This window comes from Candidatus Seribacter sulfatis (assembly GCF_964187635.1).
Classification (GTDB): domain Bacteria; phylum Verrucomicrobiota; class Verrucomicrobiia; order Opitutales; family Seribacteraceae; genus Seribacter; species Seribacter sulfatis.
The window spans coordinates 17,809-39,828 of record NZ_CAXLMO010000060.1 but is presented as its reverse complement, the minus strand read 5'-3'; the positions used below and the strand labels follow the sequence as shown (position 1 = coordinate 39,828).

Genomic DNA, 22,020 nt, shown 5'->3' with positions numbered 1-22,020 from the left:
AACCAAGAAAATAATATTATGGCAAATCCAGTAATCATGCCCCGACAAGGACAATCAGTTGAAAGCTGTATCCTTACCGAATGGAAAGTCCAACCAGGTGACACCGTAGCCGAAGGCGATGTACTGGCAGTGATTGAGACTGATAAAGCAAGCTTTGACCTCGAGTCTACGGCTTCTGGAACTGTACTGGAGCTTTTTTGGGAAGCGGATGACGATGTTCCGGTTCTTGCCAATGTAATTGCCATTGGTGCAGAGGGAGAAAATATTGATGACCTTCGTCCAGCAACAGAGAGTGCATCCGCAACGGCTTTACCTGCGACTAGCTCAACTCCTGAATCTTCTGCCGTTCAGTCCACCGTAGCGGCCGATCAATCCCCCGCTTCTGCCCCAGTTGATTTATCTACGACTTCACATGTCCCCTCTTCCGGAGTGAGTCCGCGGGCACGTAAGAAAGCAATGAACCTGGGCGTGGATGCAGAAACTTTAGTTGGTACTGGCCCTGGAGGTCGCGTAATCGAACGGGATGTGGATGCATTTCTTGCCGGAACGCCAAGGTTATCAGCGGCTGCCCGTGTGCGTGCGAAAGAACAGGGCCTCGAAGCCCCGGTTCGTGGTTCGGGTATTGCCGGGATGGCACTTGCTTCCGATATGCGTCAGCCGGGTGCGATTGAAGGTGCAGAGGTTGAACCGGTAAAGGGAATCCGGAAATTAATTGCCGAGCGTATGATGCAGTCCCTACAGGGAACTGCTCAATTAACATTACACTCTTCTTTTGATGTGACAAATTGTCAGAAGTATCGAAAGAAACGCTTGGCGGATGGTGAGTCGAAAGTATCGATTAATGACTTAATTGCCCAAGCCATTTTAGCTGCCTTGCAGAATCATCCAGAAATGAATGCTCATTTCTTGGGAGACCGGTTGGCCGTTTTTCATGAAGTAAATCTTGGTATCGCAGTGGATTCGCCCCGTGGTTTAATGGTCCCGGTTGTCCAGGAGGCATCCAAGATGTCATTAGAAATGCTTTCTTCCGAAATTAAGAAAAAAGCGATTGCCTGCCGGGAGGGAACAATCCAACCCGATGATCTGTCTGGAGGTACATTTACACTGACTAATCTTGGAATGCTTGGAGTGGAAAATTTTACTCCTGTTTTGAATGTCCCAGAAATTGCAATCCTCGGAGTGGGAGGAATTAGTTTAAAGCCGAAGAAGAATGAGGAGGGAGAGGTTTCCTTTGTCGATCAAATCTCTTTGAGTTTAACAATCGACCACCAGGCAATTGACGGAGCACCCGCTGCCCGTTTTATACAAACCTTGGTTAATCATTTAGAAAATCATCCGGGTGAAAACCCACAAAAAATTGAAGGAGAAGAATAATTGTGAAATATGACTTTGCTGTAATTGGTGCCGGACCTGCCGGGTATGTGGCTGCGAAAAAAGCTGCGTCTGCAGGTTTAAAAGTGGTAATGGTGGAAAAGAAAAAGCTTGGAGGCGTCTGTTTAAATGAGGGTTGTGTTCCTTCGAAGACGCTTCTGCAGGCTGCGAAAACTTATCATCACGCCAAGCATGGTTCGATCTTTGGGGTCGAAGCGGGTTCGTTATCATTTGATTTCGGAAAAGCTCATGCTCATAAAAATTCGGTCATGGATCGAATGAGAGATGGGATTGCCGGGTTAATGAAAAAGCACAAGGTGGAGGTGATTGAAGGGGAGGCTACTTTATCAAAAGGCTCTTCTTTTACTGTGAATGGAGAGACTCATGAGGCCGATAACATTCTCCTTTGTACAGGATCTTCCCCTACGATTCCCCCTATTCCTGGAATTGAAGCGGATCACATTGTTGATTCGACTGGAATTTTGAATATTGATACTTTACCAAAGAATCTAGTGATTGTGGGGGGGGGCGTAATTGGATGCGAATTTGCCTGTGTTTATGCCTCTGTCGGTGTACCCGTGACTGTGTTGGAAGCCATGCCAGAAATTTGTCCGAATTTAGATTCTGAAATTGCGGCGATTCTTCGTAAGGAATTAGAAAAGAAGGGAGTAACTTTCCAATTAGGTGCAAAAGTGGAGAGTTTTGAAGGGAAGTCCGTTCACTTTACCCTCGATGGTGAGAGTAAGAATATGGACGCCGATTTAGTTCTCGTTGCCACTGGACGCCGACCTAATGTATCCGGTTTAGGATTAGAGGAAATTGGTTTGGATTTTGATCCGAGAGGAGGAGTTAAAGTCGATAATCGCGGAGCAACCAATTTGCCAGGCCTTTGGGCAGCGGGAGATGTGACTGGACAAGCATGGCTTGCCCATGCGGCAAGTCGGATGGCAGAGGTTGTGGTTCACAATATCAATGGCCAAAAGGATCAAATGCGCCACGATACTATGCCCGCGGTTGTTTATACCAGCCCGGAGGTGGCAGTTGTCGGATTAACCAAAGAGGAGGCGATTGATCGTGGATTCAAGGTGAAGACTGGAAAGATACCGATGGCGATTAATGCCCGTTATATTGCGGAAAATCCCGGTGAAGAGGGAATGTGCAAGGTGGTCCTGGATGCGGATACCAATCGTTTAATTGGTGTTCACATGGTAGGGGGTGCCTGTTCCGAGATGATATTTGGTGCGACTGCGATGTTAGAAACCGAATTACGAGAAGAGGAAATTGCAGAGATTGTTTTCCCTCACCCCACCACTTCCGAAATTATGAAGGACGTCTTCATGGCCGTTCGGTAACTCATTTATTAAAATTTAACATTTTTCGTCATGCCTAAGTCACAAATTATAGAACCCGCAAAAGAACGCAAAGCAGGAACGGTCCCGTTTGCTGAAATTCCACTCAATCAGTACAAGCAAGATATTGCCAAAGAGAAAGAAGCCTATGGGGCAGAAGCTTTAGTTGGTATGTATGAAGACATGCTTCTTATTCGCGTGTTTGAAAACATGCTTCAAACTATTAAAACGCAGGGTTCCTATGAAGGAATTGAATATGATCATAAAGGACCGGCCCACCTCTCGATCGGACAGGAAGCATCCTCTGTTGGACAAGCTTTTCTTTTAGGTATTGACGATCATATTCTTGGTTCTCACCGTTCTCATGGCGAGATTTTGGCCAAGGGAATGTCCGCTATTCGAAAATTGGATGATGATTCTTTGATTGAAATTATGGAAAATTTCCTCGGTGGTGATTGTTACCGAGTGGTCGAGAAACAAGGTTCAGATTCCGTGAAGGATTTGGCTCGTAATTTTTTACTCTACGGTGCATTAGCCGAGATTTTTGGTCGTGAAAATGGATTTAATCGGGGCTTAGGCGGTTCAATGCATGCCTTTTTTCCTCCCTTTGGAATCCTGCCCAATAATGCAATTGTGGGCGGTTCTGCTGATATTGCGATGGGGGCCGCACTCTTTAAAAAGGTAAACCGGAAAGACGGAATTGTAATTTCAAATGTGGGGGATGCATCGATGGGGTGCGGTCCGACTTGGGAAGCGATGAACTTTGCATCGATGCGCCAGTTTCACGAACTCTGGGAAGAAGGGATGAAGGGGGGACTGCCTATCATTTTTAATTTCATGAATAATTTCTACGGAATGGGGGGTCAGACTGCTGGTGAAACCATGGCGTTTGATTATCTCGCCCGGGTGGGTGCCGGTGTGAACCCGCAATCAATGCATGCGGAGCGTGTGGACGGATATAATCCATTAGCTGTGGTGGACGCAATTAAGCGTAAGAAAGCATTGATTGAAAACGGGGATGGTCCAGTTTTATTAGAAACAATTACTTACCGTTATTCCGGACATTCTCCCTCAGACGCTTCTTCCTACCGATTAAAAGAAGAGGTCGAGGCTTGGCAGGCAGTGGATCCATTAAATGCTTATTCCAAGGAATTGATTGAGGCCGGTATGCTGACTGAGGAAGCGATTGAACAGACCAAGGCAAATACTACCAAGGCAATGATCCAAGCATGCCGCTTGGCTTCCGATTTGGAGGTTTCTCCAAGACTTGCTTCTGAAAAAATTGGAAATTTGATGTTCTCGAAGAGAAAAGTTGAAAATTACGACCCCTCCCGGGAGCCTGAATTAATCTTGGCCGCGTCTGAGAACCCACGGGTTCAAGCATTAGCCAAAAAATCAAGAGCTGGTATTATTGATGGTAAACCAGTCTCCAAAAATAAAGTTTATCAATATCGTGATGCCATTTTTGAAGCCGCATTTCATCGCTTTCAAAAAGATTCCACTCTGGTTGCTTACGGAGAAGAAAATCGTGACTGGGGAGGAGCTTTTGCCTGTTATCGAGGATTAACCGAATCCCTTCCCTACCATCGCCTTTTTAACTCACCTATTTCTGAAGCCGCTATTGTGGGTAGTGCGGTAGGATATGCATTGGAGGGAGGTCGTGCATTAGTCGAATTGATGTATTGTGACTTTATGGGCCGAGCTGGGGATGAGATTTTTAATCAGTTGGCCAAGTGGCAAAGTATGTCGGCATGTATTTTAGAAATGCCTGTCGTCCTTCGCGTCTCTGTTGGTTCCAAATATGGTGCTCAACACTCACAGGATTGGAGTGCACTCGTGAATCATATTCCCGGCCTTCAGGTCGTTTTCCCCTGTACTCCCTATGATGCCAAGGGAATGCTTAACACCGCATTGGCAGGTAGTGATCCGGTGATATTTTTTGAAAGCCAGCGACTTTATGATATTGGTGAATTATTTGAAAAAGAAGTCCCTGAAGAATATTATGAAATTCCCTTTGGTCTTCCGGCAAAGAGAAGAACCGGAAAAGATATTACCTTAATTACTGTGGGTGCAACGATGTACCGTGCATTAGAGGCAGCTGATATTCTTGAAGAAAAATACGGGATTACTTGCGATGTATTTGATTGTCGCTCGATTAACCCCTTGGATTATGATCCGTTAATTGAATCCGTTCGAAAGACTGGAAAGGTATTACTCTCTTCGGATGCTTGTGCCCGCGGTTCAGTAATGCAGGATATTGCCTCCAATATTAGCCAGTTGGCATTTGATGATTTAGACTCTCCCCCCGTAGTGGTAGGTTCTCGTAATTGGATTACACCCTGTGCGGAAGTGGAAGAGGATTATTTTCCTCAACCTTCATGGATGATCGATGCAATCCATGAACGTATTATGCCACTGCCTGGACATCAATTAACAAGTAATCCAACCACAGGGGAACTTGTCCATCGAAACAGAGAAGGAATATAATTGGTTTCTATTTTGGATGTGAGCGTACAGTGCTTTGAAAAATAAAATTCGATTTTATTACAATACGTCAGGAGACGATAAAAGTCAGACCCCATGAATAATTCATTGCAATTTCGAACCAATACCTTGCTCGCGGAATCCCGTCAGAAACACCTCGGTGTTTTTCTTACTGGCCCGGATCGAATCGAACTTCTTTCGGATGAACTCCCTCGCTCGGTAACCACCGAAAATGATTTTGTTCTGGCAAGTTTTGGAAATTGTCGATGTGCCTCCGATGCCAAGGCGATCCGGCAGTTCGATGCTCATGCACGGGTACCCTCGGGGGTAGAAAAAGTGGCGTTAGGTCATGAGACATTGCAGTTGGTTCTTCAAGCACCCGCAGAATCTGAAATTCGTCCGGGAGACATTGTTGTCATCACTCCAGGTCACGCGAGTCAACCAATCAATCCATTAAGCTTTGAACCGGAAGATTCGGGCGTTCTTGCTGCACTTGGCTACTCCTATCAATACCTGGGTGGACTGAGAAGATTTAATGCGGTGCCAGGAATCGCACCTTCCTTTATCCGTTCACAGGGATTTGGCAGTCTTTTCAATAAGGTAAAACCCGAAAATGACACCAGCCTGATCTCCCTTGCCCATGCTGAACCTTTTGCCTGTAATTTTGGAACGAACAAGCACATCTTTACTTTTAATGATAAGGGTGAATTTGTATATGGAGTTCCTCCCCGCTCGATCTTAGCATACCTATCCGGAACGGCGCGGATGGCCATGATCAATCTTACCATTGTGGCGAGTGTTCCAGACAGTGAATTACCGCAAGTGGTTTACATTACCGGTTCCCCAGCAAAACTGGAGGAGATGAACGAGTATGCACTCATTTCTGATTTAAGAAAACGGGGTACTCGGGTCGAGTTAATCGATCGAAGGGATCCTGCAATTATTTCCAAATTAACCGAGTTTGGAAAACCAAGTGTGATCTGGACCAATTATGCATCTCAGGAAAGCTATGATCAAGCCTGTGCAATTATTGAGGAGGGTGGAAATCTAAACAGTTATGCCGGTGCGGCAGATCCAAAATTGGTCATTAATATGCCGATCCGTCGTGCAGAAAAGTTTGATAGCTTGGAACAGGAAGTGGAGGCACAGATTACTTCTATGCATCACAATATTGGCCCGAATGACCCAGTTCGTCATTCAGGACTGGCGAAAGAACCTGTGGTTGCATTACTTGGTTTTGAGAATGATAAGCCACGCTTAGATGCATACTTAAATCAATTACCGAATGATTGCCCAGTTTATATCCCGGATCATTCTTGGGATGGAATTGAACAATCTGAAGCACCTTCCACTTCAAACTTCACTGATGTTTTTATTGCCGGACATGCACAGGATGCAGTGCGGGAATACCAGGCGGTAGAATTAAATCTGGCTCGTTCAGCAGCAGTCAATTTTGTGGATGGAGATGCTATTATCCCTATTCTGTCCAGGCAGGCTCATTATGTTTCGCGCCATCAAATTTGTGGAGCAAATGTACCGTGGAATTTAACTAATACTTCAGAGCCCCATTCCGATGACATGGTGGTGCACGCAAATAACCCGGTTAGTTTTGACTGGATGGTAAAGGGTGTTTGTGGCTTAAATCATGTAACAGAAATGATGGAGCAGGTTGAAGCTACTCAACCTTTTGGTTCCTTTTTTGCCTTTACTGAATTACCAGATTTGCCCTATGTCGAAGTGAACTCCCATTCCTTTATTAGTGCGGCTCAAAAAAGAGATGGATTAGTCGAACAAGCTTTACTGGCTGGTGCTCGAATTCTTGCCGAGAACGGAGAGCAGTGGTCTCGTGAAGTAGAGGAAGCAATTTATGAAGGATACAATGCCTTTTACCCATTAAACTTAAAACAATAATATAGTATGAATTGGACAGATCTTACGGATAAAGTGGTAATTATTACAGGGGGTGCCGCTGGCATCGGACTTTCAGTGGCAAAAGGCTTCGTGGAGGTAGGGGCCAAGGTGGTGATCGCAGATTTTGCCGAGGAGGTTGGAGCCAAAGCCGTGGTGGAAGCCAACGAGGCAGGTCCAGGGGAGGTTATTTTTACTCGTTGTGATGTCACATCCAAAAAAGATGTTGAAGGAATGGTTCAAACTGCGATTGATCAATTTGGTGGTGTCGATGTACTGGTCAATAATGCGGGAATTAATGTGCCGAGACTGTTGGTAGATCCGGCCGGAAAAGAAGAATTAACAGAAGAAATTTGGGATCAAGTATTTGCGGTCAATGTGAAGGGCCAATTCCTCTGTGCACAAGCGGCAGCCCGTGCAATGCTGGCTTCTGGTAAGGGCGGGGTATTGATCAATATGACTTCAGAATCCGGTATGGAGGGAAGCGAGGGCCAGAGTGTTTATGCAGCAACAAAGGCTGCGAATCATAACACCACCCGTTCCTGGGCCAAAGAATTGGGCAGGCAGGGAGTTCGTGTTGTTGGAGTGGGTCCCGGTATCATGGAAACCACTTCGATGCGAAGTCCCGCCTATGAGGAATCCCTTGCTTATACCCGAGGAATCAGTGCGGAAGAACTTCGTGAAAAATATGGCAGTACTTCTTCAATCCCGTTGGGTAGAAGTGGTAAATTGTCTGAAGTTGCTGACTTGGTCGTATTCCTTGCCTCCGAACGTGCCTCTTATATCCACGGCACCACGGTGAATATTTCAGGCGGGAAATCGAGAGGGTAGGCTTCTATACTCTGATTTACCAGGTGGTGACGCCCTTCGCTAATATTAAATTAGCGTAGATTCGGGTATCTCCAGTCATTACTACTGCAAACGCTTTTCGGGTTTGGTCGTAAAAGTCGTATTTGCCAACTAGGGAAATGGGAGAAGTTTCTGGGTAATGTTTTTTAACAATAGAATCATACCCGTCATGTACTATTTGATAATCGGCCGCAATTTTTGGATTTGCTTTATCTTCGGGGAGAGGCGCCATCATCATAACCGGTTTTTCAATTACATGATCTAGTACAAAGAGGGGTAGAATTGCATCGAGAAGATCATTTATTCCTAATCCGTCGGCCCGAATAATAGTATCGTTGCAACTTTCACCAGGGAAATGAGCATCTCCCAATACGATTTCATCGTGGTGACCCATTCGATAGAGCGTTTCTAAAAGTTGTGGACTGAGAAGAGGTGAAATTCCGCGAAGCATTCAAATTTGCTACTAGTTTAATCCATTTTAGTCAAGAAACTCAGAGGTTTAAAAAGGATAAAATAACAAAAAAAGTGCCGTTGTACGGCACTTTTTTGATCTTTAAAAGTTGAATTTTAATTTACTTCACAATGTGTAAATCATCGAAATTGCGGAATAAATTTCACAAAATTAAAGAATTATTTTTTCTGAACAATTCATATTAGCTCAATTTTGTAAACTTGTCCAATTAGGGGGAATAAATTTCACAAAATTAAAGAATTTTTTTTTCTGAACAATTTATATTAGCTCAATTTTGTAAACTTGTCCAATTAGGGAAGCATTTTTCGTAGATTGTTCTTTCAGTTTAAAAAAAATCCAAAAAAAAAGTGCCAGGGGTCTTTGGCACTTTTATAAAACTGATCGATTTTCTAGTCTGCTTATGCCTTCCTTTGCGGGTATAAAAGATAAATTTGATGAAGGTGCAGAACTTTCTGAACTGATTAATTTTTGAATAATGTAGTATAACTCAATAATTGAGATCTGTCCAATAATGGAGTGTTTTTTTTAAAATAGGTTCGATTAGAATGTCCTGTTGAGTAGTGCCAGGAGGTGAGCGATGCTGGATGAGGCTAACCCATTCAGGTTATATCCACCCTCTAATACGGAGACGACATTGCTGTTCGCGTATTCATCGCCAAGATTCAAAATAATTTTGGTCAATTCAAAAAAATCTTCATCCTCTAATTGAAACTGTCCTAGCGGGTCATTGATCCTCGAATCAAATCCAGCTGATATCAAAATTAACTCAGGCTTGAATTTAGCCATATGCTTGGGCAGTTCGCTTCCAAATGCATAATCAAGAATTTCTTTTTTCCCTGAACCTGCGGGAAAGGGGTAATTTAGATTATAGCCTACGCCTTTGCCCGTTCCTTTTTCTTCCGTTCTTCCGCTACCAGGATACCATGGACTTTGATGGGTACTAAAGAAGAAGATTGAATCATCTTCATAAAAAATATCCTGCGTTCCATTGCCATGATGGACATCCCAGTCGACAATTAAAATTTTGTGCACACCCAGTTTCTGTTGTGCGTAGCGGGCGGCCACAGCGACATGGTTAAATAGACAAAATCCCATACCCTTATCTGCATTTGCATGGTGCCCCGGCGGACGTGTTATACAAAATGCATTTTTGAGACTCCCGGTAACCACTTGTTCAACGGCGTTAAGAATACCCCCGGTTACGGCGGAGGCGACATTCCATGATTGATCGCAAATGGCAGTATCGCCAGTACTAAGGGAGGAAAGTCCAGACTCGATTTCTCTTTTTGCTTTTCTTAGATAGTCAGGTTTGTGTGCTAATGAAAGGTGTTCAGAAGTACATTGCTTGATTGGAATATCCTTGGTGAATCGGAGTAATTCTTTTTCTTTGAGTTTTTGAAAAATAATGGAGGCTCGATTATTCCGTTCCGGGTGTCCTGCTCCCGTGTGATGCTTCTCCATGATTGGATCGTAGACAATTCCGCAATTAACAATTTGTTCAGGGTCGGAATTCATGGGCTTATATTATTGTTCGATTCCAATCAAAATGAAATGTTCAACGATAATATCGAAGAGAGCCTCAATGGGAACTTATAAGGCCCCTTTAGACCTTCGCCTTATGATCACTTACTAGTTGGTAAAATACCTGAAAGAGGTGGTTGGCATCATTGGGTCCGGGAGAAGCTTCCGGGTGATATTGAACCGAGAAAACGGGTCGATCCTTTAGTCGCATGCCCGAGACCGTTTGATCGTTTAAATTATATTCAGTAACGATGGCACCCATTTCTTCCAGTTTAGCCTTGTCGGCAGCAAAACCGTGATTTTGAGAAGTGATGGCCACTTTTTCTGTTTCAATATTCTTAACTGGTTGATTTCCTCCACGATGTCCAAATTTTAGTTTGTAGGTTTTTGCACCAATCGCATGGGTAAGTACCTGATGACCTAAGCAAATTCCGAAAATAGGATAATCTGGAAGCAGACTTTGAATTGTTTTATGGGCATAATCCAAGGCCGAGGGATCACCCGGTCCATTGGAAAGAAAAATGGCATCGGGATTATGCGAAATCGCATCTTCCGCACTGGAATGAGCAGGTAATACAATCACTTCAAAGCCAAATCTGCGTAAATTTTTATAAATGGCTCTTTTAGCCCCATAATCAAAGGCAACGATTCGATGCGTGCATTCCTGTTTAAAAGTGGAAGGAAGTTGGGTTCCTATCACAGTGAACGGCTGACTTTTTTCTCCGCTTGAATCCCATGTATATGACTCCTTACAGCTCACTTCCTTTACAAAATCTTTCCCTACAATTCCAGTCCAATCTCGCGCTCTCTTGAGTGCCTGTTCATCACTGATGTTCTCTGTGCTGATGCATGCTTTCAGGGCTCCATGAATACGAAGTCTTTTCGTAATGGCACGTGTATCGACTCCAGAAATCCCAGGAATCCCATGATTCTTGAGATAATCACCAAGAGATTGAGTCGCCCTCCAATTACTGACGACTGGACTGAGTTCGCGAACCACAAAGCCTCTTACCTTGAAGAGATTGAGTCGCCCTCCAATTACTGACGACTGTACTGAGTTCGCGAACCACAAAGCCTCTTACCTTGGGGCCGTCTGACTCCTCGTCCTCTTCATTAACTCCGTAATTACCGATTTGGGGAGCGGTCATGGTTACAATTTGGCCATAATAGGAAGGATCGGTGAGGGTCTCCTGATAACCAGTCATTCCCGTATTAAAAACCGCTTCCCCTTCGACAGTAGATTTTGCTCCAAAGGAAAATCCTTTGAACACACTTCCATCTTCCAGGGCCAATATGGCATCTCTATGATTTTTCTGTCTATACATAAACAAATAACTGAGTTACAACTTCATGGAGAGATTGGCAAACTAGATTTCTATAATTCCTAAAAAAAGAACAAGTTTTATTATGAAAACGGAGGGAATGTTTGACTATCTACTTTCCCGTCCTTACCGACTATAAGTTATGGAATCTAAGACAGTTAATTATGATCGGAGTAAAACCAACAACCAGGCCTTGTTAAAATGGTTGGATAAAATGGTTGAAATGTGTGCACCACAAGATGTTCGTTGGTGCGATGGATCGGATCAGGAATGGGATGAACTTTGCACCTTGATGATTGGCCAAGGTTCCATGATTAAATTAAACGAGGATAAGCGCCCCAATAGTTTCCTTGTTCGCTCGGATCCTCGTGATGTAGCTCGTGTGGAAAGCCGTACTTTCATGTGCAGTTATGGTAAAGATGATGCGGGTGCCACTAATAATTGGGAAGATCCAAGAAAAATGCGTGCTAAATTAAAACGCTTATTTAAAGGGGCAATGGAGGGGCGTACGATGTATATCATTCCCTTTTGCATGGGACCATTGGGGTCACCTTTGTCTCAATTTGGAGTTCAGGTAACAGATTCCCCCTATGTAGTTTTAAATCTTCGTATTATGACCAGGATGGGACAATCTGTACTGGATGTGATGGGAGAAAAAGATTTTTTTGTACCCTGTCTTCATTCTGTAGGATTTCCATTAACTCCGGGAACAAAAGATGTGCCTTGGCCCTGCAATCCGGAGGACACTCACATCGTACATTTCCCGGAACAACGCACAATTGTATCATTCGGGAGTGGCTATGGAGGAAATGCCTTGTTGGGCAAGAAGTGCTTAGCTCTCCGCATTGCCTCCTGTATGGCACGAGATAATGATTGGATGGCGGAGCATATGCTGATCCTTGGTGTGGAGAATCCGGAGGGTAAGAAGACCTACGTTGCGGGTGCCTTTCCGAGTGCATGTGGTAAAACGAACATGGCAATGCTAGTTGCTCCTCCGGCAATGAAGGGGTGGAAGGTTTCTACGGTGGGAGATGATATCGCCTGGTTAAAACCCGATGATAATGGAATGCTCCGAGCAATTAATCCAGAAGCGGGCTTTTTTGGAGTCGCTCCTGGAACATCTTGGGAAACGAACCCCAATGCAATGGAGTCAATGAAGGAAAACACATTATTTACCAATGTCGCGTTGACTGAAGAGGGAGATGTTTGGTGGGAGGGTCTCACTGAAGAACCTCCCGCTGGTTTAATTGACTGGCAGGGACGCGAGTGGAGCCCCGAATTGGATTATCCTGCAGCCCACCCGAATGCCCGTTTTACAGCTCCGGCATCTCAGTGTCCCACGATTGACCCGGATTGGGAAAATCCGGAAGGAGTTCCTATTTCCGCCTTTATTTTTGGCGGGAGAAGGATGTCCGATATCCCATTAGTTTATCAATCATTCAACTGGAATCATGGCGTTTATTTAGGAGCAACCCTGGCATCTGAAACGACTGCTGCCGCAGAGGGAGTATTGGGAAATTTAAGAAGAGATCCAATGGCAATGCTTCCTTTCTGTGGTTATAATATGGGCGATTATTTTAAGCATTGGATGAAGATGGGTAAAAAGCTTAAGAATAAACCAAGAATTTTTCATGTTAATTGGTTTCGCAAGGATGAAGACGGAAGTTTTTTATGGCCCGGGTTTTGTGATAATATGCGAGTTCTACGTTGGATTGTGGAACGATCTTCAGGACAGGGTAGTGCCCATGAAGGAAGACTCGGATGGATGCCTTATAAGGAAGACTTGGATTGGTCCGGTTTGGAGTTTAGTGATGAAGACTGGGAAAAATTAATGAAAATTGAACCTGAAAAACTGAGGATGCAAACATTGAGGCACGAGGAATTATTTCTTCAATTATCCGAATCGTTACCTAAAGAAATGCTTTTTGAGCGAGAGTTGTTAGTCTCGCGCCTGTAGCTTTCTAAAAGAACTAATATTTCTGTTCTTTCGACCATCGATAAAAGATGGAAGAAAGAACACTTACTGAAACTATCATGTTGGCTAGTTTCATCAGGACTCCGCCCGTTTTTTGATCCTCAAGCGGGCTTAAGTTCATCACTCGTTCCGCATAGAAATAAGTATCATAAAGTACCTCTTTAGAAAAGGTAAGCACAGCAAAGATAGGAGTTTGTCCAAGCATGATTGCAAGAATATACAACATTTGAGGGCCATACTTGGAGGGGGGGATTCTCTTCGATGGACCGCAAATTGGCCACCACATTGCCACTGAAGTAAAGAACATTGATAGATGTTCTGCCATGTGAATTGTCTTATTTCTAATTGCTGCTTCATAAAACGCTGCAAAATGCCAAAAAGAAAATACAAATGTAAAAAGTAATCCGGCGATAATGGGATGAAATAAAAACTTAAGAAGTTTTTCCAAAATTGGTTTATTTTCTAGATACTCATCCACAATTTCTCTTGGTATCCCCAGGAGTAAAAATAATGGGCTTAAATACATGAGAATATTATGCTGAATCATGTGTGCAAAAAATAGGAAGTTCTCTCCCATTGCATCCAGTGGAGAGCCAACTGCCAGATAAAAGGTAATTACAGCAGCACTAAACCAAAGAGTATGCCTATGAGAATAGGGTAGGTTGGGAGAGAAGTTTTTCCGGTAGGGTCCAACAATAATTGCGTAGCACCAGCAAATAAATAATAACCCCCCGATAAGGGCAGGTTCTGTATGCCAATGACTTAATGTGACTGGTGAATTCATCTATGCTTGGATGAACCCAATCATACAATTTTCAAAAGGTTACTGATTTTCCACCCAAAACGCTTCGGATCGTACCTTAATTCTAAAATCTTCTGTGGATGCACTTTCTGCGAGTAGAGATATTTTAGAACCTTCGATATTATCTTCGGGATAGGGGTGGTATTGGTGAAAGAAGGGATTACCCGGTTTTAAGGAATTAATTTCAATCATATCTCCCGTGCTTACTTTCCAACTGATTTGATGAGGAATACCTTCCACTTTTTTCCACGAGTTAACCGGTTCATTATCAAGCATAATTTGTGTGGAGAATGTATCACCAGATTGATGGGCTATCTCGGCGACATAATAGGAGTCATTATGTTTGGTGTAGTCTCCCTTGACATATTCTGTTTTTGCTTCCCAATCCTGTTCTAATGGGGTAACTGAAAACTCCTTTACCTCGGGTGGATTATCAAGCATGTACATCACCGCAAAAAAGGTGAAAACGGCAATTACAAGCCCCATTAAAAAGAGGACCGTATTCAGTATTTTATCCCATCGTAGATGCATGAACCAGGTCATTACCCCCACAAACTTGATCACAGAGCATATGGATAAAACTGTTATTATTACTGGTCCGTCAAAGGCTCGAACATAAATGATAACAATCTCAATGCCAGTTATGGCAACAAGTAGCATGGATAAATTAAAGAATGTGAAGAAGCGTTTGCTTTCTTCTAATACTGGGTCTTCCGAGTGTCCGCTCATAATAATAAGTATTTAAAAATTTCTAAATCGTTCAGAATGCGTATTCCATTAGATATACTACCGGAAAAATAAGGATCCATACAATATCAACGAAGTGCCAATATAACCCACAACATTCAATATCGAGCGCATCTGCAGTACTCATTTTTCCGGTAAATGAATATACAAACCACCCAATGAGCCAAAATACACCAATTGCCACATGAGTACCATGCGTTCCGGTAAGAACATAAAAAGTGGACCCGAATACATGCGGTTCTCCCCGGTAACTTGAAAGGGTGAGTTCATTACCCGGAACATGAACGAAATGGGTAAACTCATAGACTTGGCAGGCAAGAAAGATTGCACCAAATATGATTGTACCGAAGAGCATCCAACGGGTACTGGATAAATTCCCTTTATGGATAGCAGATACGGCTAGTGCCATAAATAAAGAACTCGCTAAGAGAATGAAGGTACTAAATGAAGTGAGTTCAATATCGAATATATCGCGAACATCCAAAGTGTTTCCACCAACTGTGGCTGAAATTTTACGGTAGATTAAATGAGTGGAAATCAGGGTGCCGAAAAACATACAGTCGGAACCTAGAAAAGCCCACATTAAGACTTTTTTGTTTGGGATGCCAGTGCTGGTTTCTGGCTCGTGATGCTCAAGGGCATGTGCGGATGCTTCACTCATGATAATTCAAATTTTGTAGTATAACGGTCGTGGGAAAATTATTCTTCGGTTTCTTTGGGAAAGAGGTGGTATCCTGCCGGTCCTTCAAGGGACCACATAATAATACCAAATATTGCGATACTTCCTCCCGCTATCGCGTAGGTATAATCCCTCAGTATCTCTCCTGTGTTTGCATCGACAGATTGGTGAAATAGTAATCCAAGAACGAGTCCGAGAAAACCCAGTCCACTTACCAACGGATACCAGGAGCGGTCAGGCATGTGTACACCGTGGTCGTCGAGAGGCACCTTGTCGGAATGGTTTTCCTTGGGGCCATAATTATTTTCCCAGGCCTGATCCCTTGATTTGATAATAGGGGTTCGTGCAAAATTATATTCTTTCACAGGAGAAGAAAGAGTCCATTCCAATGTTCTTGCATCCCAAGGATTTTTGCCAGCATCCTTCAATTTCTTATTAAAAAATGCGGTAACAAACTGATAAACCCCGATCAGGATTCCAACGCCGAGAATGAAAGCTCCAATCGTTGCGATTTGATTCCATGTCTCAAATCCGTGGCCTTCATTGTAACTGTGTGTTCTGCGAGGTTGGCCAATCATTCCTAAATAATGCATCGGAAAGAATGTTACATTAAAACCAATGAACATAAGGGTGAATACAAATTTACCGAGTTTTTCATTAAGCATTTTACCGGTTAACTTCGGTAACCAAAAATAAAATCCCGCGAATAAACCAAATAACGCACCGCCAATTAGAACATAATGAAAGTGAGCCACTACGAAATAAGAATCTTGATGTTGTGCATCAATCGGGACCGATGAGTGCATGATCCCAGTAAATCCGCCAACCATAAACATGGTGATGAATCCAAGAGCGAAAAGCATTGGAGTTTCAAAACGAATTCGTCCGCCCCACATAGTTCCAATCCAGTTGAAAATCTTGATCCCGGTTGGAATAGCAATAAGCATGGTGAGGATAGAAAAAGCGGATGTGGCTACAATTCCCATTCCAGTTGTAAACATATGGTGACTCCATACTGCAAATCCCATGAATCCAATGATTGCACCAGAAAATACAATTAATCCGTATCCAAAAAGCGGCTTTCTGGAAAAAACAGGAATGATCTCAGAAACAATTCCCATTGCTGGAAGTATCAAAATATAGACTTCAGGATGGCCGAAAATCCAGAAAAGATGCTGCCAGAGGTGTGGTTTTCCACCTTCCAAAAAGTCGTAAAAATTGGTGCCGTATGTTCGGTCGAACATTAACTCAACTAGTGCAATTGTGATGGCAGGAAAGGCGAGAATGATTAAAAAACTGACGATAAGTGTCATCCATGTGAAAACGGGCAATCTCATCATTGTCATCCCCGGAGCACGCATGTTAATGATGGTGGTAATAAAATTGAAAGAGGCAAGCAGGGATGCAAGGCCAAGGATTTGCAAAGAGAATATCCAAAAATCGGGTCCCATATCTCCTATTACTTCAGCAAATCGGGTGTCGGTAAGTGGTGCATAGCCGAACCAGCCAATCGCGGGAGATCCTCCGGTGAAGAACCAACTTAAATTCAAGGTTATCCCGCCCGCAATAAAGCACCAAAGACTGAGGGTGTTCATTCGTGGAAATGCAACATCACGTGCCCCGATCTGTAGGGGCATGATGAAATTAAAAAATGCAGCACTCAACGGCATGATGACAAGAAAGACCATCGTTGTTCCATGCATTGTGAACATTTGATTATACTCACGGTTGCTTAAAACCTCCATGTTGTGATTCCACAACTGGGATCTAATTAATAATGCTTCAACTCCCCCTAAAATTAAGAAAAAGAGGGCGGCCAGGCCATACATTACCCCAATTTTCTTGTGATCGATCGTGGTTAACCAGTTCACAATGCCGGAGGTGTTTTGGTGAGGTCTCGGAAAGGCTTTCGATTTAAGCTTAGTTTCAGTTTCCGGGGTGAGGTATTTTATTGATTCAGTTGCCATGGTATTTCAATAGTTGAGTGTAAAAGTTTGGATTAAATGAATGGGGTTATTTGAGACCCAATAAATAAGTAACCAACTGGTTTACTTTTTCATCATCGTTTTCAAGGTTGCGGAGAGGGTGATCGTCGTCCACTCCCTCACCGTTCCACATTAAATTACCGAATTTGACTTCATTTGAGTTACGAAGCCATTTGGAAAGATTTTCTTCGTCATTTCTCATCCAACCCGCAGCAAGAGAAGTACGAATTCCAAAAAGAGTTAAATTCGGTCCCTTCGAACCCAGTCCAGTCCGGTTTATTGCGTGGCATTGAACGCATTGAAGAGAAGAAAAGAGTTTTTTCCCCATTTCGTAGTCGTCAGAGTGTGCTTTTTTCCAAACCTTCTTGTCTAGATTGGGAGCTTGTCCTTTCGCGATTGCTTGAACGGCTCGAAATTCCCGGGTGCCGGAATCACCAAGCGCAGGATCCGCGAATTGGACTATCGAATCTTTCTGGTATTCTTCCTCCGGGTTGTAAGTTCCGGGTTGTAGGTTTGGATTTTGGGAGTTTTGAAAGCGTTTTACCCAAGAGTCAAAATCATCGTCCGTTTGTGCAAGTGCTCGGAATGACATGTAGGCGTGAGAATTTCCACAGTACTCCGCGCATTGCCCGTAAAAAAGTCCGCCAACAGCTTCGAATTCATCGGTGAATTTTTGTTTAGCGAAAATTCGTTCCCTCATATTACCGTTAAATACGGAAGGCATTGCAATTTCGGTGGAAACGAGAGTCATGTTACCGTCCGAATCCTTTCTCGTCCGGATTTTTTCTTCGTTTGCAATAAACCATAAGAAATTTTCCTGACCGGGCATGAGATCCATTTTGCCGGCTAGTTTGGGGAGCCAAAAACTATGTATCACATCCTCAGTTCTGAGGTTTATGCGAACTGCTTTGGAGGCAGGAAAAACAAGTTCATTTGAGGTAACAATTCCAAATTGTGGATACTCAAAAATCCAGAAAAAACGCTTGCCAGTCACATTAACCGTAATTGCATCATCAATCGCGCTTCGATCTAACCCAAGTTTCTCGAGTGTTTCAGAATCATTAGGATCTGGGACCCGATTCATGAGGACAACACCCTGAAGTGTGGGAACGGCCAAGATGATTAAGATAAGAGTAGAGGCAATAATTAAAGAAATTTCAACTTTGGAATTTCCATGAGACTGTGGGGGAACCTCCATTGCTTCTTCCGGTGTTTTGGCTCGGTATTTCCACAGAACATACATTAGGCAACCACCTACTGCACAAAAAAGAAATATAGTAATCCAGACGGAAAGCATGAATATGTCGTATTGATTCTGCGAAACCAGACCTTTGGGATCAAGAGCGGATTGCTTATGATCAATTCGTGAACAACCTCCAATAAAAGAGAAGAAGGCCGGAAGGATAATGTATGACAAGGTTTGAATCTTGTTGAGCAATGTTTTCATAGTTCTTGGTTGTATCAAAGAAAGCGATCCACTACTAGCGTGGCGAAGAGTAGGGGTAGATAAATGATGGTTACAAAAAAAAGTTTTTTAGCCGATTTGTCCCGATTGGAGGAATTTAGAAATTGGAATGAGTTTATCAAAATATATACGGTGAGTAAGCAGGCGGAAATAAGATAAAGTAATCCAGGATTCGGTTGTGTGGTTTCGATGTAATAGGGGGAGAAGATGAACAATGATAAGATGATAGAATAAATAAAGCTCTTGCGGGCAAGATGAAAACCGTTCGGATTTCCCAAGTTATGTAGTTGAAATCCACCCTTTTGATAATCCTGACGGAAATTCCATGCGATTGCCATAAAATGAGGAACTTGCCAGGTAAAGAGAATACCAAATAAAATCCATCCGTATGTGGTTGGTCCACCGGAAGCAGCAACCCATCCGATCAGCGGGGGGAGTGCACCAGAAATGGCACCCACTTCAGTTGCATAGGGGGTTCTTTTTTTAAGGGGGGTATAAACTAGAAGGTAAACGACCAAAGTTAGAAAAGTTAAAGAACATGCCCATGGGTTAGTGCCAATCCAAAGAATTGCGAGTCCGATGGAGGAAAGGCAAACTCCGAAGATAAGCGCAATTTCAGGTTCAATTTGTTGTGCGGGGATTGGTCTGTCAGCAGTACGACGCATTAATAAATCTTCGTCTCGCTCCATCCACTGATTGAGTGCAGCAGCACCACCGGCGGCAAGTGCAGTACCAACTGTGAGACAAAAGAAAATATAAAAGTGGGGGGTTAGGGGGAAGTGAACAAGGTAACCTAGTGAGGCAGTAAACACTGACATTAAACTGAGGCGGGGCTTGGTTAACTCAAGCAATCCATGCATAGTAGTACTCACAGATACAGGGAGGGGCGGAGCATCAGATTTGGCAGTAATGTTTTTGTAACTATTCACTAGATGAAATTAGTTACCTATAAAATGATATTTTAAGGGGAGACAAGCAAGGTCATAACTTATAAATATCCGATCGTTAGATTTTCTAATACATCAATTCAGAGACTTTAACTGCTCAAGATATGTCAAGTGATTTTAAATTGAAATAATTTTCTCAGTTAATGCCTGAAAATAACATTTTTATAATAGATTTAGTTAACTTATTTTTGTGGAGTATTTTCTAAATGTGGGAAAGAACTCCTTTGGAATTGCTTCCTTAAAAATGACTTATAGATTAGTGATCCTTATGCAACTTTATCTAAGAACTTTCTTAATTTGTTTATTGTCCTTCTTTTTTGCATTTGCGAAAAATGGATGCTCTGATGAAAGCCCGAGCGGAGTCCGCTCTGATGCAGTGGAAAATATTTTGAGGGGAAAAGTATTAAATATTGATGTTAACAACAGTACAGTAGAAGTTGAAATTCTTGCCCGAAGTCATAACCTGTCAGACAAAATTTCCAGAAGGGTAGGAAGTAAGATAAACCTCCAGGTTCAACCGGGAGATCTTTCCCTTCTTTCCAAGAAAAAGGTGTTCAAGGGAAATCTGCAAGAAACCTTTTCTTCAACTGTTGGTAAGACTTTCCTGCTATACAATGTTTGGCCTGATGAAAAGGCGGAGCGAATTCGGGTGAAAAATGTGAATCGTTTATTACGACGAGATACATTGGGAATGGGAGAATCGATGTTACGAACAGTCGGAGATAATTTGCCTCCGTTTGCACTTTATGATCAGGATGGCGGAGTAGTCACCACGGATTACTTTGATGGTTCGGTAACTATTCTAAATTTCATTTTCTCGCGGTGTTCAGTCGCTGAAATGTGTCCTGCCGCAACGATTAAAATGAAAAAACTACAAGAATTGGCCCAAAAAATAAAAATTCCAAACATTCGCTTTTTATCAATTACTTTAGACCCAGCTTTTGACTCACCTGGTGTCCTTAAGTCTTACGCACGCGGTTACAACCTAGACGAAAGCAATTTTAAGGTATGTACCGCAGAAAAACCTGTTATCGACGACTTGACCCGTCAATTTGGGATACTTCGAGAGACTGCCCCTGATCAACCACTCGATCATACTATGAGGACAATGATCGTTAATTCAAAAAGACAGATTGTATATCAGGTTCCCGGCAGAAACTGGAGGGTCGAAGATTTTCTTTCTCGATTACAGGGAGGGCTTTAGATAGTAAAGATTGAAATGATTACTCCCCCCAAACCTTTCACTAATCCTCTGTCGCTTTCTCTCCTCATGGGAATTCCCTTTGTTGTGTTATTTGTAATTGCACGGAACCTCCCCGTTGAGCCTTGCGAGTTCTTACACGAAGAAACCTATAACGAAGAAGGTGAGTTAGATTACTGTGGAGCAGATGAGACTGGTTTTGTGGATCTTTCAATTCGCAAGTGGCCGATGAAGATTGACTTTCGTCCCATTGGTTCACTCGAGATGAACGAGGAGTGTAAATTTGAATTTAAAATTGAGAAGGCGGACGGTTCGCCCCTTACTTCTCAAGATGTTGCTTTAAGCCATACCCAAAAAATCCACCTTTTAGCGGTGGATAAAACCTTAAACGACTATCATCACATCCATCCAGTTGCAGATAGTTTATTTGATGGAGTTTGGCATTTTTCCTTAACCCCTAAATTGGCAGGAAAATATTCTGTATTCCTAGATTTTATTCCCCAAAAAAGCCCGAGAAGGGTTTTAATTTCTTCTTCGTTTGAGGTCGTAGGGAAGAGCCAATCTCCTTTGAAACGAGAAGAATGTTTAGTATTTTCGAAGGAAAACATCGACTTTAAATTAATCAAAATTCCAGCTGAGCCGGGACAGGACCAAATTCAACTTCGATTGTTGGCGAGGGATAAAAAGGGTCATGATATTACTCTTCACCCTGTAATGGGGGCATTTGCACACATGGTCGCATTCGATAAAAATGTGAATGGTTTTGCTCACCTACACCCACTCAACGAAGATTTGGGTAATGTCAAAAAAACGACTTTTCAGGGGCCTCTCACCTTTGGTTTCTCACCGCCAGGGGAGGGCGTTTACCGATTGTGGGCCCAAGTCAGAACTGACATAGAGGAAGAGGTTTTTATCCCTTTTGACCTTGCAATAGGATCCTAAT

General features: G+C 43.0%; 16 protein-coding genes and 1 pseudogene. 8 read left to right on the top strand and 9 right to left on the bottom strand.

What is annotated here, in order from left to right:
* The first annotated feature begins 18 nt into the window (after positions 1-18).
* From ACKPQ5_RS06635 to ACKPQ5_RS06615, 5 genes are all read left to right on the top strand, one after another.
* Complete coding sequence (locus ACKPQ5_RS06635; protein ID WP_407678315.1) at positions 19-1,374, top strand: dihydrolipoamide acetyltransferase family protein; 1,356 nt, start codon at positions 19-21, stop codon at positions 1,372-1,374.
* Positions 1,375-1,376: 2 nt separating this feature from the next.
* A complete protein-coding gene (lpdA, locus tag ACKPQ5_RS06630; RefSeq protein WP_407678314.1) occupies positions 1,377-2,723 on the top strand; it encodes a dihydrolipoyl dehydrogenase in 1,347 nt (448 codons plus the stop codon).
* Positions 2,724-2,753: 30 nt separating this feature from the next.
* Positions 2,754-5,207 carry an alpha-ketoacid dehydrogenase subunit alpha/beta gene (locus ACKPQ5_RS06625; RefSeq protein WP_407678313.1) on the top strand — a complete coding sequence of 818 codons (2,454 nt, stop codon included), beginning with the start codon at positions 2,754-2,756 and terminating at the stop codon, positions 5,205-5,207.
* Between the two features lie 93 nt (positions 5,208-5,300).
* Positions 5,301-7,115 (top strand): MDR/zinc-dependent alcohol dehydrogenase-like family protein, encoded by a 1,815-nt coding sequence (locus ACKPQ5_RS06620; protein ID WP_407678312.1) that lies wholly within the window; start codon positions 5,301-5,303, stop codon positions 7,113-7,115.
* Between the two features lie 6 nt (positions 7,116-7,121).
* Positions 7,122-7,943 (top strand): sorbitol-6-phosphate dehydrogenase subunit, encoded by an 822-nt coding sequence (locus tag ACKPQ5_RS06615; RefSeq protein ID WP_407678311.1) that lies wholly within the window; start codon positions 7,122-7,124, stop codon positions 7,941-7,943.
* Positions 7,944-7,959: 16 nt separating this feature from the next.
* Here ACKPQ5_RS06615 and ACKPQ5_RS06610 read toward each other — a convergent pair whose 3' ends face one another.
* From ACKPQ5_RS06610 to carA, 3 genes and pseudogenes are all read right to left on the bottom strand, one after another.
* Positions 7,960-8,412: an RbsD/FucU family protein gene (locus ACKPQ5_RS06610; protein WP_407678310.1), complete on the bottom strand. Its 453-nt coding sequence runs from the start codon at positions 8,410-8,412 to the stop codon at positions 7,960-7,962.
* A 561-nt stretch (positions 8,413-8,973) separates the two neighbouring features.
* Positions 8,974-9,948 carry a histone deacetylase family protein gene (locus ACKPQ5_RS06605; protein ID WP_407678309.1) on the bottom strand — a complete coding sequence of 325 codons (975 nt, stop codon included), beginning with the start codon at positions 9,946-9,948 and terminating at the stop codon, positions 8,974-8,976.
* An 88-nt stretch (positions 9,949-10,036) separates the two neighbouring features.
* Positions 10,037-11,279 (bottom strand): annotated as a pseudogene (gene carA, locus ACKPQ5_RS06600) (glutamine-hydrolyzing carbamoyl-phosphate synthase small subunit).
* 139 nt (positions 11,280-11,418) lie between these two features.
* Between carA and ACKPQ5_RS06595 the strand changes: the two are divergent.
* Complete coding sequence (locus ACKPQ5_RS06595) at positions 11,419-13,233, top strand: phosphoenolpyruvate carboxykinase (GTP) (RefSeq protein ID WP_407678308.1); 1,815 nt, start codon at positions 11,419-11,421, stop codon at positions 13,231-13,233.
* A gap of 13 nt (positions 13,234-13,246) precedes the next feature.
* Here the strand turns inward: ACKPQ5_RS06595 and ACKPQ5_RS06590 are convergent, their stop codons facing one another.
* The 6 genes from ACKPQ5_RS06590 to cyoE are packed head-to-tail and all read right to left on the bottom strand — an operon-like array spanning position 13,247 to position 19,858.
* Positions 13,247-14,035, bottom strand: a complete 789-nt coding sequence (locus tag ACKPQ5_RS06590; RefSeq protein WP_407678307.1) for a cytochrome c oxidase assembly protein — start codon at positions 14,033-14,035, stop codon at positions 13,247-13,249.
* 39 nt (positions 14,036-14,074) lie between these two features.
* Complete coding sequence (locus tag ACKPQ5_RS06585) at positions 14,075-14,782, bottom strand: cytochrome C oxidase subunit IV family protein (RefSeq protein ID WP_407678306.1); 708 nt, start codon at positions 14,780-14,782, stop codon at positions 14,075-14,077.
* 31 nt (positions 14,783-14,813) lie between these two features.
* On the bottom strand, positions 14,814-15,461 hold the full coding sequence (locus ACKPQ5_RS06580) for a cytochrome c oxidase subunit 3 (protein WP_407678305.1): 648 nt from the start codon (positions 15,459-15,461) through the stop codon (positions 14,814-14,816).
* Positions 15,462-15,499: 38 nt separating this feature from the next.
* On the bottom strand, positions 15,500-17,446 hold the full coding sequence (gene ctaD, locus ACKPQ5_RS06575) for a cytochrome c oxidase subunit I (RefSeq protein WP_407678304.1): 1,947 nt from the start codon (positions 17,444-17,446) through the stop codon (positions 15,500-15,502).
* A gap of 46 nt (positions 17,447-17,492) precedes the next feature.
* Positions 17,493-18,911: a cytochrome c oxidase subunit II gene (locus tag ACKPQ5_RS06570; protein WP_407678303.1), complete on the bottom strand. Its 1,419-nt coding sequence runs from the start codon at positions 18,909-18,911 to the stop codon at positions 17,493-17,495.
* Between the two features lie 14 nt (positions 18,912-18,925).
* Positions 18,926-19,858: a heme o synthase gene (gene cyoE, locus ACKPQ5_RS06565; RefSeq protein ID WP_407678302.1), complete on the bottom strand. Its 933-nt coding sequence runs from the start codon at positions 19,856-19,858 to the stop codon at positions 18,926-18,928.
* A gap of 322 nt (positions 19,859-20,180) precedes the next feature.
* Here cyoE and ACKPQ5_RS06560 point away from each other — a divergent pair, with 322 nt between their 5' ends.
* Both ACKPQ5_RS06560 and ACKPQ5_RS06555 read left to right on the top strand, forming a co-directional pair.
* Positions 20,181-21,080, top strand: a complete 900-nt coding sequence (locus ACKPQ5_RS06560) for an SCO family protein (RefSeq protein ID WP_407678301.1) — start codon at positions 20,181-20,183, stop codon at positions 21,078-21,080.
* 15 nt (positions 21,081-21,095) lie between these two features.
* Positions 21,096-22,019 (top strand): hypothetical protein, encoded by a 924-nt coding sequence (locus ACKPQ5_RS06555; protein WP_407678300.1) that lies wholly within the window; start codon positions 21,096-21,098, stop codon positions 22,017-22,019.
* Position 22,020: the final 1 nt, after the last annotated feature.

Coding starts and splice junctions, on each gene's coding strand:
- ACKPQ5_RS06635 (WP_407678315.1), top strand. CDS start 19: ATGGCAAATCCAGTAATCATGCCCCGACAAGGACAATCAGTTGAAAGC.
- ACKPQ5_RS06625 (WP_407678313.1), top strand. CDS start 2,754: ATGCCTAAGTCACAAATTATAGAACCCGCAAAAGAACGCAAAGCAGGA.
- ACKPQ5_RS06620 (WP_407678312.1), top strand. CDS start 5,301: ATGAATAATTCATTGCAATTTCGAACCAATACCTTGCTCGCGGAATCC.
- ACKPQ5_RS06615 (WP_407678311.1), top strand. CDS start 7,122: ATGAATTGGACAGATCTTACGGATAAAGTGGTAATTATTACAGGGGGT.
- ACKPQ5_RS06610 (WP_407678310.1), bottom strand. CDS start 8,412: ATGCTTCGCGGAATTTCACCTCTTCTCAGTCCACAACTTTTAGAAACG.
- ACKPQ5_RS06605 (WP_407678309.1), bottom strand. CDS start 9,948: ATGAATTCCGACCCTGAACAAATTGTTAATTGCGGAATTGTCTACGAT.
- ACKPQ5_RS06595 (WP_407678308.1), top strand. CDS start 11,419: ATGGAATCTAAGACAGTTAATTATGATCGGAGTAAAACCAACAACCAG.
- ACKPQ5_RS06590 (WP_407678307.1), bottom strand. CDS start 14,035: ATGAATTCACCAGTCACATTAAGTCATTGGCATACAGAACCTGCCCTT.
- ACKPQ5_RS06585 (WP_407678306.1), bottom strand. CDS start 14,782: ATGAGCGGACACTCGGAAGACCCAGTATTAGAAGAAAGCAAACGCTTC.
- ACKPQ5_RS06580 (WP_407678305.1), bottom strand. CDS start 15,461: ATGAGTGAAGCATCCGCACATGCCCTTGAGCATCACGAGCCAGAAACC.
- ctaD (WP_407678304.1), bottom strand. CDS start 17,446: ATGGCAACTGAATCAATAAAATACCTCACCCCGGAAACTGAAACTAAG.
- ACKPQ5_RS06570 (WP_407678303.1), bottom strand. CDS start 18,911: ATGAAAACATTGCTCAACAAGATTCAAACCTTGTCATACATTATCCTT.
- ACKPQ5_RS06555 (WP_407678300.1), top strand. CDS start 21,096: ATGATTACTCCCCCCAAACCTTTCACTAATCCTCTGTCGCTTTCTCTC.